Origin of the sequence: Paraburkholderia sp. BL25I1N1 (assembly GCF_003002025.1) — a bacterium.
Taxonomy (GTDB): domain Bacteria; phylum Pseudomonadota; class Gammaproteobacteria; order Burkholderiales; family Burkholderiaceae; genus Paraburkholderia.
This window is the reverse complement of record NZ_PVZB01000005.1, coordinates 214724-228690: the sequence shown is the minus strand read 5'-3', so window position 1 is coordinate 228690 and position 13967 is coordinate 214724. Positions and strand designations below refer to the sequence as shown.

Genomic DNA, 13967 nt, shown 5'->3' with positions numbered 1-13967 from the left:
AAAAGCGCTCGCTCAGATATCCGCTTCCACTTCGTTGCCCTTTTCTTCCAGCCAGCTTCGGCGCGATGCCGCTTCGCCCTTGCCCATCAGCATCGTCATGCGCGCGACCGTGGCGTCGTAGTCGAGTGCGCCGAGCGCCACCGGGCTCAAGCGCCGCGTGTCGGGGTTCATCGTGGTGTCCCACAACTGTTCCGCGCTCATTTCGCCGAGGCCCTTGAAACGGCTGATCGACCACTGCGTGTCGCGCACGCCGTCCTTGCGCAGCTTGTCGAGGATCGCTTCGAGTTCACCTTCGTCGAGCGCGTACAGCTTCTGCGCCGGCTTCTTGCCGCGCGCGGGCGCGTCGACCCGGAACAGCGGCGGGCGCGCCACACACACATGTCCGCGTTCGATCAGTTGCGGGAAATGCTTGAAGAACAGCGTGAGCAGCAGAACCTGAATGTGCGAGCCGTCGACGTCAGCGTCCGACAGAATGCAGATCTTGCCGTAGCGCAGGTTCGACAGATCGACCTTGTCGTCCGGACTGTGCGGATCGACGCCGATCGCCACCGAGATGTCGTGCACCTCATTATTGGCGAACAGCCGGTCGCGTTCGGTTTCCCACGTGTTCAGCACCTTGCCGCGCAGCGGCAGAATGGCCTGATATTCCTTGTCGCGGCCCATCTTCGCGGAGCCGCCCGCCGAGTCGCCCTCGACGAGGAACAGTTCGTTGCGGCCGATTTCCGTCGATTCGCAATCGGTCAGCTTGCCCGGCAACACCGCGACGCCCGAGCTCTTGCGTTTCTCGACCTTCTGCCCGGCGCGCGTGCGCGCCTGCGCCTGCTTGATGACGAGGTCGGCGAGTTTCTTGCCGAGCTCGACGTGCTGATTCAGCCATAATTCCAGCGCCGGCCGCGCGAACGACGACACTAGCTTGACCGCGTCGCGGCTATTCAGGCGTTCCTTGATCTGCCCTTGGAATTGCGGATCGAGCACTTTCGCCGACAGCACGAACGACACACGCGCGAACACGTCTTCAGCGAGCAGCTTGACGCCCTTCGGCTGCAGGTTATGCAGTTCGACGAAGCTCTTCACCGCCTGATACAGACCGTCGCGCAAGCCGGATTCGTGCGTGCCGCCCGCGGGCGTGGGAATCAGGTTCACGTACGACTCGCGCATGAGCGTGCCTTCCTCGCTCCACGCGACGACCCATGCGGCGCCCTCGCCTTCGGCGAACGTCTCTTCGCTCGCGCGGGAGTTTTCGGCGTAACGCTCGCCCTCGAACAGCGGAATCAGCAGATCGCTGCCGTTCATGCCTTCGAGCAGATAGCCGCGCAGACCGTCTTCGTATTTCCAGGTTTGCTGTTCGCCGGTTTTCTCGTTGATCAGCGTGACTTCGACGCCCGGCAGCAGCACCGCCTTCGAGCGCAGCAGACGTTGCAGTTCGCCGAGCGGCAGGTTCGGCGAATCGAAGTACTTGGGATTGGCCCACGCGGTGACGCGTGTGCCGGACTTCTTGTCGACCTTCGTGGCGGGCCGCACTTCGAGTTCCTTGGCGACGTCGCCGTTGGCGAAACTCAATTCGGCGATCTTGCCGTCGCGCCACACGGTGACGTCGAGGCGCGTGGACAGTGCGTTGGTGACGGACACGCCGACACCGTGCAAGCCGCCCGAGAACGTGTACGCGCCGCCGGCGGCCTTATCGAACTTGCCGCCCGCGTGCAGGCGCGTGAACACGATTTCCACGACCGGCACGCCTTCTTCGGGATGCAGACCGAACGGAATGCCGCGGCCGTCGTCTTCGACGGAGACCGAATGGTCCGCGTGCAGCGTCACGGTGATTTGCCGGCCGTGGCCGCCGAGGGCCTCGTCCGATGCGTTGTCGATGACTTCCTGAATGATGTGCAGCGGATTCTCGGTGCGGGTGTACATCCCGGGCCGTTGCTTGACCGGCTCCAGGCCCTTCAACACCTTGATCGACGCTTCGCTATACGCGGCGTTTGGCTTTTTCGTAGACATGGTTGACTCGGATGCGTCGGTTCATCGTTGTCCACAGGTCCTGTTCAGAAAGCTGTGGACAATGCGTTGAGTTTTCAAAAAAAGCGAAACGAAACAACGGGGTTAGGTGGGGTGCCCGCCGTGCGGGCAAACTGTTTGTCGCATGGCTTCCCGTTGGCGCGCTCGACGGCGGCTCGAAGCCTGTCCCGCATATGGCGGGGCGGGCAACGTCGACGCCGGTGCGAACGCCGGGGAAGCCTGTTCGCGGGGTATTTTACTGATTTCGATCCGCGCGGCAATTCACGATGCACGGGATTGGCCGTCTGGATGAGGGACGGCGGTGGCACGCTCCAATCCCGCGCCGCCCCCGCACCTCATTTGCGCCGCTTTTCCAGCTCGTCCCAGCGTTCGAGCGCGATCAGCAGTTCTTCGTCGATCGCCGCATAGCGCTCTGTCAAACGCGTGCCTTCCTGCGCGTCTTTGGCGAACACGGAGCCGTCTTCGAGTTGTGCGCCTATCGTTTTCTGCTCGGCTTCGAGCGCGGCGATTTTTTCCGGCAGCGCATCCAGCTCGCGCTGCTCCTTGAACGACAGCTTCACGGCGCGTTGCGGCGCATTGCGGCCCGCGGAACTGTCTTTGGCCGCGGCCGTGTCTTTGGCCGCGGCCGTGTCTTTGCCCGCTTCTTTCTGTGCGTCCAGCGCCATCTGCTGCGAACGGTCGCGCTGGATCTGCCAATCGGTGAAGCCGCCGACGTACTCGCGCCACTTTCCGCCGCCTTCCGACGCGATCACCGAGGTCGCGACGTTATCGAGGAACGCGCGATCGTGGCTGACCAGCAGCACCGTGCCGTCATATTCCGTGAGCAGCTCTTCGAGCAGTTCGAGCGTGGGAATGTCGAGGTCATTGGTCGGTTCGTCGAGCACCAGCACGTTGGCCGGACGCGCGAACAGACGCGCGAGCAGCAGGCGGTTACGCTCGCCGCCCGACAGCGACTTGACCGGCGAACGCGCGCGTTCCGGCGCGAACAGGAAGTCGCCGAGATAACTCATGACGTGCTTCTTCTGGCCGTTGACTTCGACCCACTCGCTGCCCGGGCTGATGGTGTCGGCGAGGCTCTTTTCCAGATCGAGCTGCGCGCGCATCTGGTCGAAATACGCGACCTGCAGATTCGTGCCGATGCGCACCGTGCCTTCGTCCGGCGCCAATTCGCCGAGGATCATCTTGAGCAGCGTGGTCTTGCCCGCGCCGTTCGGACCGACAAAGCCGATCTTGTCGCCGCGCATGACCGTAGCCGTGAAGCTGTCGACCACCGTGCGCGCGCCGTAGCGCTTGGTCACATCGGTCAATTCGGCGACGATCTTGCCGGACTTCTCGCCCTGACCGACGTCGAGCTTGACGTTGCCCAGCACGTTGCGGCGTTCCGCGCGCTCGTTGCGCATCTCCACGAGCCGCGCGATCCGGCCGACGCTGCGTGTGCGGCGCGCCTCGACGCCCTTGCGGATCCACACTTCTTCCTGCGCGAGCAGCTTGTCGAACTTGGCGGCTTCCACTTGCTCGATTTCGAGCTGTTGCGCCTTGCGCGTTTGATATGCCGAGAAATTGCCCGGATACGAGAGCAGACGCCCGCGATCCAGTTCGACGATGCGCGTGGCGACGCGATCGAGAAATGCGCGATCGTGAGTAATGAAGAGCAGGCCCGCGCGCAGCGAGACCAGCAGGTCTTCGAGCCAGCGGATGCCGTCGAAGTCGAGGTGATTGGTCGGCTCGTCGAGCAGCAGCACGTCGGGCTGTACGACCAGCGCGCGCGCCAGCGCCACGCGCTTTTGCATGCCGCCCGACAGCGAGCCCACCCGTGCCTCGCCGTTCAGGCCGATCTGTTGCAGCGTGGTTGCCACGCGCGTGCTCCAGTTCCAGGCGTCCGAATGATCAAGCGACGATTGCAGCGTGTTCATGCGCGACATGAGCGCGTCGTGCTCCGCGCCTTCCGGCTCGTCGGCGAGTTGGTTGGCGACCGCGTCGTATTCGTCCAGCAGCGCGCGGGCGTGCGTGAGGCCGGCGGCGACCGCGTCGAACACCGTGTCGTCCGTGTCGAACTCCGGCTCCTGCGGCACATAGACCGAAGTCAGGCCCTGCTGACGCGTGACGAGGCCGTCGTCAGGTTTGCTCAGGTCGGCGACGATCTTCAGCAGCGACGACTTGCCCGCGCCGTTGCGGCCGATCAGGCCGACGCGTTCGCCCGCTTCGAGAGAGAAATCCGCGTGATCGAGCAACGCGACGTGACCGAACGCCAGTTGGGCTCCGGTAATGGTGTAAAGCGACATGGAGAATTGGAGAAGACAGCGATGGGTCGGAACTGCCCATTGTACCGGGCGCGCGGGCGGGTGCCCGTATGCCGGAAGAGATAGATCGAATGGCCGGCTTGCGGACCGCGAACAAGCCCGCCGCGCAGGGTCGAGAAGCCGGAGCACGTCGGCACGCGCCCGGCTGTGTCGCGCGGCGGCTTACTTCACATGCACCGTGATGGTCTTGCTCATTTCCGGACCGTACGACCGATGCGCGCCGTCGCCGAACTGCAGCGTCAGCGTGTGGTCGCCCGGCGGCAACGTCAGATCCGTTTCGGTCTGGCCCTTGCCGAAGTGCAGCGACTTGTCGTTCGCGGGAATGACTTCGCCCTTGGGCAGCGGCTTGCCGTCCACCAGCAGATGATGATGGCCCGTGCCTTCCGTCATCGTGCCGGCCGGCGCGACCTTCATGCCGTCGACGCCGAACACCACGTGGACGGGATTGCTGACGGTCGCGCCGTCCGCCGGCTGCACGAACGACACGCCGGCGGCCTGCGCCGCGGCGGATACCGTGAGCAATCCGGCCAATGCCGCACCGACCAACCATTTGTTCTTGAACATCGTTTTTCTCCTTTTTTGGGAAACGAGAGTCACGCGCGGGCTATGCCGGCGACGACGGCGCCTGAGTGGCCTGAGTGGCCTGAGGAGCCTGAGGCCGATCGTCGCAGTTCATGCCGGGCGCGCCGGCGCGCCGGTCCAAAAGATCAGCTGCGGATCAGAGCATACACGCTGTGTATGACCGGGTTCGTGAAGCGGGTACGGCCTTGACGCGGACGCTCAGTGGCGTTGCCGCATCGGGAGTTTTCTGCCGGATTGACGAATTCCGGTAATATTGCGGGTCGCCGCCGTGCCCAGAAAAGGGGCAGACTGAGCGGGTTTTGCATTGAACTAGAGAAGAGTGCGTCGTGAGCGAAGTAATTGAAGTGACTGAATATAAGAGCTGGGTCTGTCTGATTTGCGGCTGGATCTACAACGAGGAAGAAGGCCTGCCCGAGGAAGGCATCGCACCGGGCACGCGCTTCGCCGCGATTCCCGATGACTGGCGATGCCCGCTGTGCGACGTGGGCAAGGCTGAGTTCGCCGTCGTGGAGTTCTGAGGCGGATTTGTCGGATTGCCGGCACGCTGCTTTGCTGTTTTGGTTCGTTGCAGGCGTTGGAGGTTCGTGCGGCCCAGCAGGCGTTGACTGCTGGGCCGTTTGCTTTGTGGGACGGCTTTGTCGGGGCTAGATCTGAAGAAGTGGCCGCCCTGTTCCGTGAGCACCGGTCTCGACCTCGTGTTCGCCGTGTCCGGGCTATTGCGGCGTCTCTAGATTTAATCGCATTTTGTTATACTCTGCCCTCGCTGGCGTACTGCGGCACGCCAGCAACTGCCGACTGGCAGGACTGAAGCCATGTTTACTTCGTTCCGAACTGTTGCAGTGCCAAGCCTCGTTTCGCGGCTACAGGGTCACGCAGTAGCGAAACGGTAGCAGAGACTGCTGTAAACTGGCTTCGCGGGCGGTCGCGGCGCTTCATTTAGGAAGAAGCATAAAAGCCGGAAACGCCCACGGGATGAGGCCGCAGCCAATAGCATCAAGGGCGCGGTCGTCCCATTGCAAATATCCATCTCCCTGTAGTTCAATGGATAGAACAAGTGCCTCCTAAGCGCTAGATACAGGTTCGATTCCTGTCAGGGGGACCAGATAGCCTCCCAACACCTTCCAAGTTTGCCCATAAAAGCCCCGTAAGCCTTGCGCTGCGGGGCTTTTTGCTGCCATCATTGCCCATATCTTTCCAACACAAGCCAGATTCTTTGGGGGTATCGGTGGGGATATCGCCGAATACCCCCAAATTCGATACCCCCACATCATGCCCAAGCAGATCGCGCCTCTGAGCGAGCTTCAAGTCCGCAAGGCCAAGGCGGCCGAACAGCCCTATCGCCTCGCCGACGGCAAGGGGCTCTATCTCCAGGTGATGCCCAACGGCTCGCGCTACTGGCGCATGAAGTACCGGTTTGACGGAAAGGAAAAACTCGCATCGTTCGGTGTCTACCCCGAAGTCAGCCTGGCGGATGCGCGCAAAGCGTGTCTTGCTGCACGGCAATTGCTGACCGCGGGTAAAGACCCGTCTGAGGAAAAAAAGGAAGTGAAGCGCGCGCGGGCGCTTGAGGCGGTGTCCTCGTTCGAGGCGGTGGCCCGCGAGTGGTTCGAGTCACAGAAGACTGGCTGGACAGAAGTCTACGGCGGCAAGGTGATCAATTCGCTCGAAGTGGACGTTTTCCCGAAACTCGGTGCCAAACCGATTGGAGACATTGAAGCACCTCACATGCTGGAAATCGTGCGTGCGATCGAAGCCCGCGGCGTACGCGAGACGGCCAAGCGGGTGCTCCAGCGCTCCCGAGCCGTTTTCCAGTACGGAATCATGACGGGACGGTGCTCGCGCAATCCGGCGGCCGACATTGACGCCGAAACCGTGCTGAAGAAAGGGACCGGCGTCAAGCACATGGCCCGCGTCAAGCCGGTCGAGATCCCCCAGCTCATGAAGGACATCGCCGAATATCAGGGCGACGTGGTGACGCGTCTCGCGTTGCGCTTCATGGCGCTGACCTTCGTCCGCACGACCGAGATGATCAACGCGGAATGGACCGAGATCGACGAGAAGGCTCGCGAATGGCGGATTCCCGCCGAGCGCATGAAGATGCGGGATCCGCATATCGTGCCACTGTCGCGGCAGGCGCTTGAAGTGCTCGAGGAGTTGCGGAAGTTGAACGGCGCCGAGAAACATGTGTTTTACGGCGTGCAGGGCCGTAGCCGCGGTCCCATTTCCAACAACACGATGCTATTTGCGCTGTATCGCATGGGCTACAAGTCACGCATGACCGGCCACGGCTTTCGGGGACTCGCCGCCACTGTCTTGCGCGAACTCGGCTACAGCCGCGACGTCGTCGATCGCCAACTGGCACACGCTGAGCGTAACCAGGTCACGGCCGCCTACGTCCACGCGGAGTACTTGCCGGAGCGGCGCCAGATGATGCAGCGATGGGCTGACTACCTCGACGACAAGCGCTGAAGCCTATCGGCCGCCCACGGTTACAACGACAAGAAAAAATTGGAGCATTCCGAAGTTGCTCCACCCGTGAGGTCGGCCATGCGGATGATTGCCATGCTGTCGCAAGTATTGCCTCTGTGCGCACGCGGCTTCGACGCGGCGTCCCTGGGCCCCCGCGCCACAAACAGCCCGACCGCACACATTCACCGTGTTTCTGCGCCGCGATGAAATTGTTTGCGACAAGCGATATCGCCACCTCAGTCCGCCGCGCTCACGTCGACTTCACCCACGTTCTGGTGAACCGCGGATACACCACGATCAAGCCGGTGTTTTTCAGGTCTATCCTCATTGCCGACCTGCCTGTGTATCAGTGGGGATTCTGGAAGACCGCCACGCACGGGCAGCACGCCAACTGGCGGAAGAACGGCGGCGTGCTGATTGATGAATACGCGTTCTCGGATAAGTCCGGCCCCGCCGATGTTCTCGTTTTCGTCGAATGCCCGATGACGATGCAGCGGATCGTGCGGTCCAGCCAGCACATTGCTGAATACACGGTCATTCCGCGCCCGCACACGTGGCGCGTGCACGAGCAATGCATTGATCTGCGTACGCCGGCCGTCGAGCAGTTGCAGCATCTGTGGAGGTTTTGTCGCGGCGCGCGGATGACGGATGCCGAACTGGCGGAAGCCGCCGATTTGCCCAGACAGCATGTGATGTACATGCGAAATAGCCTGAAGCCGGCCGAAGAATGGGTGATGAAGCCGCGATTGCAGCCGGAATTCGCCGGCTTCCAAGCTGCCTGGGAATGGGTGGGCGCGGGTCGCAGCGCCAGCAAGAAGGTTGTTCGCGAAGCCGGACATCGAGCAGCGGTCAAGGAGATGGCGAGACTCGGACACATTGCGCTCGAGAAGTACCAGTGCTATCCGACCGCCGACCCGGATTGGTCGCGCCTCGAAAAGAAACGAGCGGACGCTATTGCTGATCTGGCCGCAGTTCGATCACTCGTTCAGTCGCTTCCCGACCATCTTCAAGCTTGATCGTGGTTTGCCGGATCTCTTTGATGCGCGGAGCGTTCTGGTGGTACAGCTGATTCAACTCGGAAAGAGCATGTTCGATCTCGCGGTCGCCGGCAACCTGCAGATGACCGCCACGAAGCGCGATAGCCGCTTGCAGCTTGACCTTCGCCATTGCAGCGCTGTCTCCGTGATCCATAGTGGCCAGATCATGCAACTCTTCGATGCCAACCACCTTGTACGCGAGGCTCAGATCCGCCAGGCGGTTCTCGAACTGCTCGACGCTCATGCGCGAGTACGCAGGGTCGATCTTGACCTTCTCGATTGCAGCCGCAAATTGCTGGAGTTCCGCCGAGGCACGGACATAGCCGTCTAACTCACGCGCCGTGCAATCGAGTGTCGTCGATGCGAGGAAGATGTCTCCCTTCGCTTCGGTTAGCGCTTCCTTGATGGACTGTTCGGAGATCAGTCCGGCCCGTTTGGCTCGTTTCATATCAGTAGCTCAAACCTTTCGCATAGCCCATGCGCTGAAGATCAGGCAACTGCTTCTTCAGCCGACCGACCCCGATGTCGGTTCGATAGAACGGGCTGTTCGGAATCTTGACCTTCTTGATCGCGCTATATGCCGAGCGGCGTGCGCCGGTGATCGTCTCGCCGGTACCTGTGGCAATCAGCACGTAATCGCCGGCCGTCACCGGGCCCGGCAGATCCACGATCTTCCCGTTCACTTCGCGTGGCGCCGTGCCCATCATGACCTCCGAAAAATGCAGGTGCTCCATATCCTCGGCGCCGTAGATCGGGATGCCGCACAACTCCTTGTTCGTGATCTTCGAATAAGGGAAATCAGGCAGCGCCATCAGCACCGAAATGCACACCTCGTCCATGCGAATCTTCAGCGTATCGCGCCCGTCGATCTTGTCTTTCATCCACTGAGCAGGATCGCCTTCGATCAGCGCGGTCAGGTTGTGCCGGATCGGCCAGCCGTCGCGCATCGTCCACTCAAGCGGGAATGGCCCCTTGCCGTCGGTCGGGATCATGCAGTTCACGTCCACGTAACCGACATAGCCGATCCGCTTCAGATGTTCCGTTGCCGGCACCAGCACCTCGTCGGCCAGTTTCGACCGGCGCACCGCGCGCACAGTCGTGCCCATCTCGCCAGTGTTCACGCCGAGGTCGCCGTTCATCAGCTTCTTGTTTTCCCAATTCTCGATCCAGACCTTCGACCAGCCGTCGGGGCCGAAGAAGCCGCCCACGGCCATCTCAATGCCGTCGATCTTCTCCTGCATGATGAAGCCGTCCGCGCGCGCCGCGGCGCGGTATTTGTCGATCCTCTTCCAGCGGCTGAGCATGTAGACCATGTCCGCCGCGCTGTTCGACACATACGACATGGCGCGCTCGCCGTCGCCGGAGGGTTTGGAAACGAACGGCTTGCACTCCTTCTTCACGTAAGCGATCGCGGAGTCGTAATCGTGGAACGTTTTGCCCGGGATGATGCGCATGCCGCACTCTTCCATGATCTTCTGTCCCACTTCCCGGTCGAGCTCCCATTCGACTGCCGCAAGATTGCAACCGTAAATCGGGTAGCCCATCGCTCGGTACGGTTCGAGCATGGTCAGATACTTCACGTTGTCCGGCGTGTAGATCAGGTCCGCCCATCCCAGCCATTTCTTTCGCAACTCGTCGAAATCGCGGATCTTCGGCACGATGCCTTCGCCGGCGTGACGGTCGGTGCCGTCCGCGCGCGGCTGGTCGTACCATGCAACCTGATGACCATGGTCCTGGCAGCGCATCAGCCAATCCAGACAGTTGGAACCGACGTCGATTGCTAGAATTCTCATTATTCGCCTGCTATGTTTGTCGTAACTCCCTTGGAGACTCACATGCGCACCTATAAGGTCTGCAGTTGGCTCGTGACCGGGGCGCTAGCTGCCTGGCTGGTTCCCGGCACTCATGGGCTGGAAAACCTGGCTGCGGTTGGCGGCGTCGTTGCGTTCGCATCTGTCTTCTGCCCGTTCTGACCCACTACCGTCTGGCCAAACTTCGCGCGCAGCGCGCCCAGGGCTGCATTGCGCGCCGCCGGCGTACCTGCTGCATAAGCCTTGCGCAGCAGCTCGCGGCCCGGCTCCGAAAGCAGCGCTTTTGATGCGATCCACGGCGTGACGATGGACGCACCGGCCGCGACTGGATGTGCCAGCGCGATCGCCGCGGTGCCAAGCATGTGACCGGCGGCAGACGTGCCCGAAGGATTCGCTCCCGTGCGATCGCCGGCGCGCGCCATCGTATCGGTGACGTCCTTGATGTCCTTGATCTCTTTCGCGGTGAATCCCATCTCTTCGAGCTTGGGTTGCACTCTCTCGATTTCCTTGCGGAATTTGGCAAACGAAATTCCCGATGTACCGGGACCACTGTTCGTCGCCTGCTCCAAGCCATTGCGCAGCACGAACGACTTGGCGTCCTGCAGAACCTGCGGCGCGTGCTCGCGCAGGATCGCGGTCACCTGAGCCGCCTGGCTCGGCTGCATCGTGAGGTAACGCTTCGCGATCGCCTCGGGCGCCTTCGTCGAGAATGTCTCGTTGGAAAACGCGGCGTCCGTTACGTCCTTGCCGAGCAGCTTTCCAAGCGCCGACTGATCGATGAATTCGATCGATTTCGATGCCTTCGCATAGTTCTGGTTCGCATCCTTCAGGGCTTTCGCGATCGGCGTTCCATCCGTACTGGCAGCATCGAAGTCCTTGTTGATCGCGCCGAAAAGACGGCGAGCCAGCATCTGGTTCGCGTTCGGATCGATGTCGGAAAAGATGTTGCCGGTACGGCGGGCCGCCTTTCCCCATGCCGCACGCGTCTTCATCGCATCCGACACGGTCGCCGCCTTCGCCGCGGGCGTGGGCGGAGTCGGCAGGCGCGCAGGTTGACCCGAAGGCAGGACGATAGGCGACGCAGACTGACCTGATTGCGCTTCGGTGAGTTGATCCAGGAGCCCGCGCGCCTGACTGGCGATCTTCTTTGCATCGCCGGCGGGCACGTTTTTGTTTTCCTCGATGATCTTCTGCAGTTCGTCTGTGACGTTCTGGTATTTGATCACCGGCTTGTTACCAGCGAGAGCACGCACTTTGCCGTAGTCGGCAGATGCCTGCTTATCCCGTTGTGCCGCGATCTTGCCCACGGTGTCGACGTAGGCAGACCGCAGCCGGTTACCGATCGCTTCCGGATCCGCAACGCTTTGCGTGCTCAACTGGTCCGCGAGTTGATTCACGCGCGCCGCGCCGGCCGCAACCTGCTCCGCCTCGTCGGCCTGCGCGGTGCCCTTCGACGGGAAAAGCTCGCGCAGCCGGTTCTCCAGGAACTGAAGCGACGAACTCCCGGTTTCCTGCCCCAGCGTGAGTGGGATGCCCGAGGACTCCGCTGCGCGCACGGCTTCCGACTGCGGCGGCCGCGCGATCTGGCTCGGACGGGTGGTAGCGAGGCCACCAACGCCGCCACCCAGTAACGTGCCCGCAAGACGCCCCGGCGCGCCGCCGGTGTCCTGTCCTGCCTGACCGCCCAGCGCGCCGCCGAGCTGCGGGAGAACACGGCCGAGCACGCCCTCACCAGCACCCGGTAGAGCAGCAGCGGGCAACGCCTGCAGCGCGGCCGCGCCGTATCTCTGAGCCGTTGTGCGCGGCTCGGCAGATTGCCCGATGATGCCGATCTTCTTCATCGCGGCCTGAAGCGCATCGTCACCGACGGGTAGCTTGTCCGCCGTCTTCGGCAATGGCGCGGCCGGCTTCTGTTTGCCGGACATGCCTCCGGTCACGATGTCGAGCGCCTTGTCGAATGCCCTCGCAGGCAGATCAACAAGGCTCTGCACCCTCTCCGCAACCGGCCCGACTGCCCCCGCCACGCCCTTCGCCAGGTTTCCACCGACAAAGCCGGTCATGCTCTGCGGCGATTGATCTGCTGCAGGCTTTGCAGCAGGCGCAGGAGCGCCGCCCGGCGTTGGAGATGAAGTGCCAGCACCAGGCGATCCGATACGCTGCTGCAGGATCGCAAAGGCCTGTTCTTTAGTCGCGCCATCGGGACCCTCCACGTCGTAGTTCTTCCCGTCGGGCGATGTGAACGTGAATTTGGGCATCAGTGCTCCGTGACGGACCACCCGGCGGGCAGACCTCCGGCCGGCGGTGGCGGATTGGCCATCGGCGCCTTGCGTGTCACTGCCTCGCGGAATTCACTGCGCACCTGCCCCGGCGACTGCTGGGCGGCCGCCATCTCGCGCTTCATCATCGACACCACCGAAGCGTATTGCTCCGGCGTCTGCGCTGTATTCAGCATCTCGCGCGCATGCTCCTTGTCGCTCACCGTCGGCGTGCCGCTCGGCGACACCGCGCGCGCGTATGCGTTGATCAGCGAGTTCGTGGCCGCACCGAATGCGACGATCTTCGGATCGCCCGTATTTGTCTGATACGCATTGAGGGCTTTGTTCGCCGGCACAAACTGGCTACGCGGTACAGCCTGCGACGCCTCCTGCGCGATGTCGGCGAACTGGCTTGCTTCGTTGACGGCCATGCCGGCCTGCGCGGTGCGTGTGCCGAGTGCGCGCTCGCCTGACTTGACGCCCTCGAATTCCGCCACCGATGCGGCGAGATCCCGACCCGTCATGCCCTGTTCCTGCGCCTGCCTTCTGACTTCGTTGCGAAGAGCGACGATGTTCTTAGAGCCCTGAACGCCGCGGCCAAGGTTCTGCAACACCGTACGGTCGCCGGCGAGATACTGCTGGGCCATGAAGCTGAGATCTTCCTTGTCGAGCGCCGAATTCGGATCACCCTGCAGGCGACTGTTCAACGACTCGCGACGGAGTTGCAGCATCTGCTGCTGGATACCAAGCGAATCGCGGTGAGCCTGCTCCCGATCCGCGCGATTGGCAGAGTTATCCTCCGCGCGCTGACGCAGCGAGTCGTAGCGCTCCTGCAGTTGCGCGAGTTGCAACTGATGCTGGAATTGCTGCTGCAACTGCGCGGCCTGGCTCTTGGCCTGCGAGTCCAGAATCGGCGTGAGCTGCGCGAGTCCCGCCATCAGATCAGCGCCGCTCAGCCCCTGATCCTGAAGCACCTTAACCGCGCTTTCGAGCGTCAACGGGCCTTGGGCAGGCTGCTGTGAACCGGGAGAAGCCGTCGGCGGTGCCGGAATCGATGTCGGAGACGCCGCCTGTGTCGGCGATGCGCTGGTCGGCAGCGGCCGGAAAGGCGGCAGTCCGCGCGCCGGCATTGCGCCGGCAGTACCACCTGCGGGCAACGGCGGCCGACTCATCTGGCCAGGAACCAGTCCAGACGGCAGCGGCACGCCTCCCTGCGGAGCCTGCATGGCCTGCGGTGCGGGTTGGGTGCCTTGCGGCGCCTGCATGGGTTGCGAAGCCTGCCCGGGTGGCGGCGGAAGCTGCTGCTGTCCGGCGAGCAACTGCGGCAGCGCATTGCCCGCCGCAGCGAGCGCGGCCTGCTGGCGCTGACGGTCCTGCTGCTGTTGCTGGAACTGCGCCATCTGAATCTGCGCATACTGACGCTGCATGGCCTGCTGCTGAGCCTGCTCCTGGTACTGCAGAAAATACGGGAGTCCTGAAAGTCCGGCCATGATTCAC

10 protein-coding genes and 1 tRNA gene are annotated in these 13967 nt (G+C 62.6%); 4 read left to right on the top strand and 7 right to left on the bottom strand.

The window, feature by feature from the left end; translation table 11 throughout:
• Positions 1 to 12 precede the first annotated feature (12 nt).
• The 3 genes from B0G73_RS09770 to B0G73_RS09760 all read right to left on the bottom strand — a co-directional run bounded on the left by B0G73_RS09770 (position 13) and on the right by B0G73_RS09760 (position 4880).
• Positions 13 to 1998, bottom strand: a complete 1986-nt coding sequence (locus B0G73_RS09770; protein ID WP_106280176.1) for a DNA topoisomerase IV subunit B — start codon at positions 1996 to 1998, stop codon at positions 13 to 15.
• A gap of 353 nt (positions 1999 to 2351) precedes the next feature.
• Positions 2352 to 4298, bottom strand: a complete 1947-nt coding sequence (locus tag B0G73_RS09765; protein ID WP_106280174.1) for an ATP-binding cassette domain-containing protein — start codon at positions 4296 to 4298, stop codon at positions 2352 to 2354.
• A gap of 180 nt (positions 4299 to 4478) precedes the next feature.
• Positions 4479 to 4880 carry a DUF4399 domain-containing protein gene (locus tag B0G73_RS09760; RefSeq protein WP_106280172.1) on the bottom strand — a complete coding sequence of 134 codons (402 nt, stop codon included), beginning with the start codon at positions 4878 to 4880 and terminating at the stop codon, positions 4479 to 4481.
• A 344-nt stretch (positions 4881 to 5224) separates the two neighbouring features.
• Between B0G73_RS09760 and B0G73_RS09755 the strand changes: the two genes are divergently transcribed.
• The 4 genes from B0G73_RS09755 to B0G73_RS09740 all read left to right on the top strand — a co-directional run bounded on the left by B0G73_RS09755 (position 5225) and on the right by B0G73_RS09740 (position 8383).
• Entirely contained in the window at positions 5225 to 5416 is a 192-nt protein-coding gene (locus B0G73_RS09755; RefSeq protein WP_074285028.1) for a rubredoxin, read from the top strand.
• 509 nt (positions 5417 to 5925) lie between these two features.
• Positions 5926 to 6000 (top strand) — tRNA-Arg (locus tag B0G73_RS09750).
• Positions 6001 to 6167: 167 nt separating this feature from the next.
• Positions 6168 to 7367 carry an integrase arm-type DNA-binding domain-containing protein gene (locus tag B0G73_RS09745; protein ID WP_106280170.1) on the top strand — a complete coding sequence of 400 codons (1200 nt, stop codon included), beginning with the start codon at positions 6168 to 6170 and terminating at the stop codon, positions 7365 to 7367.
• A 203-nt stretch (positions 7368 to 7570) separates the two neighbouring features.
• The gene (locus B0G73_RS09740; RefSeq protein WP_106280168.1) at positions 7571 to 8383 is read left to right on the top strand and encodes a hypothetical protein; all 813 of its coding nucleotides are present in this window, start codon (positions 7571 to 7573) and stop codon (positions 8381 to 8383) included.
• On the opposite strand, the gene B0G73_RS09735 is transcribed toward B0G73_RS09740, so the two are convergent.
• From B0G73_RS09735 to B0G73_RS09720, 4 genes are all read right to left on the bottom strand, one after another.
• On the bottom strand, positions 8319 to 8852 hold the full coding sequence (locus B0G73_RS09735) for a hypothetical protein (protein WP_106280166.1): 534 nt from the start codon (positions 8850 to 8852) through the stop codon (positions 8319 to 8321). The two genes, B0G73_RS09740 and B0G73_RS09735, sit on opposite strands and share 65 nt — an antisense overlap.
• A 1-nt stretch (position 8853) precedes the next feature.
• The gene (locus tag B0G73_RS09730; protein ID WP_106280164.1) at positions 8854 to 10197 is read right to left on the bottom strand and encodes a hypothetical protein; all 1344 of its coding nucleotides are present in this window, start codon (positions 10195 to 10197) and stop codon (positions 8854 to 8856) included.
• Positions 10198 to 10307: 110 nt separating this feature from the next.
• Positions 10308 to 12470 (bottom strand): hypothetical protein, encoded by a 2163-nt coding sequence (locus B0G73_RS09725; RefSeq protein WP_106280162.1) that lies wholly within the window; start codon positions 12468 to 12470, stop codon positions 10308 to 10310.
• Positions 12470 to 13960 carry a hypothetical protein gene (locus B0G73_RS09720; protein WP_106280160.1) on the bottom strand — a complete coding sequence of 497 codons (1491 nt, stop codon included), beginning with the start codon at positions 13958 to 13960 and terminating at the stop codon, positions 12470 to 12472. Before B0G73_RS09720 ends, B0G73_RS09725 begins: the two co-directional genes overlap by 1 nt.
• Positions 13961 to 13967 lie beyond the last annotated feature (7 nt).

Coding starts and splice junctions, on each gene's coding strand:
- B0G73_RS09770 (WP_106280176.1), bottom strand. CDS start 1,998: ATGTCTACGAAAAAGCCAAACGCCGCGTATAGCGAAGCGTCGATCAAG.
- B0G73_RS09765 (WP_106280174.1), bottom strand. CDS start 4,298: ATGTCGCTTTACACCATTACCGGAGCCCAACTGGCGTTCGGTCACGTC.
- B0G73_RS09760 (WP_106280172.1), bottom strand. CDS start 4,880: ATGTTCAAGAACAAATGGTTGGTCGGTGCGGCATTGGCCGGATTGCTC.
- B0G73_RS09745 (WP_106280170.1), top strand. CDS start 6,168: ATGCCCAAGCAGATCGCGCCTCTGAGCGAGCTTCAAGTCCGCAAGGCC.
- B0G73_RS09740 (WP_106280168.1), top strand. CDS start 7,571: ATGAAATTGTTTGCGACAAGCGATATCGCCACCTCAGTCCGCCGCGCT.
- B0G73_RS09735 (WP_106280166.1), bottom strand. CDS start 8,852: ATGAAACGAGCCAAACGGGCCGGACTGATCTCCGAACAGTCCATCAAG.
- B0G73_RS09730 (WP_106280164.1), bottom strand. CDS start 10,197: ATGAGAATTCTAGCAATCGACGTCGGTTCCAACTGTCTGGATTGGCTG.
- B0G73_RS09725 (WP_106280162.1), bottom strand. CDS start 12,470: ATGCCCAAATTCACGTTCACATCGCCCGACGGGAAGAACTACGACGTG.
- B0G73_RS09720 (WP_106280160.1), bottom strand. CDS start 13,960: ATGGCCGGACTTTCAGGACTCCCGTATTTTCTGCAGTACCAGGAGCAG.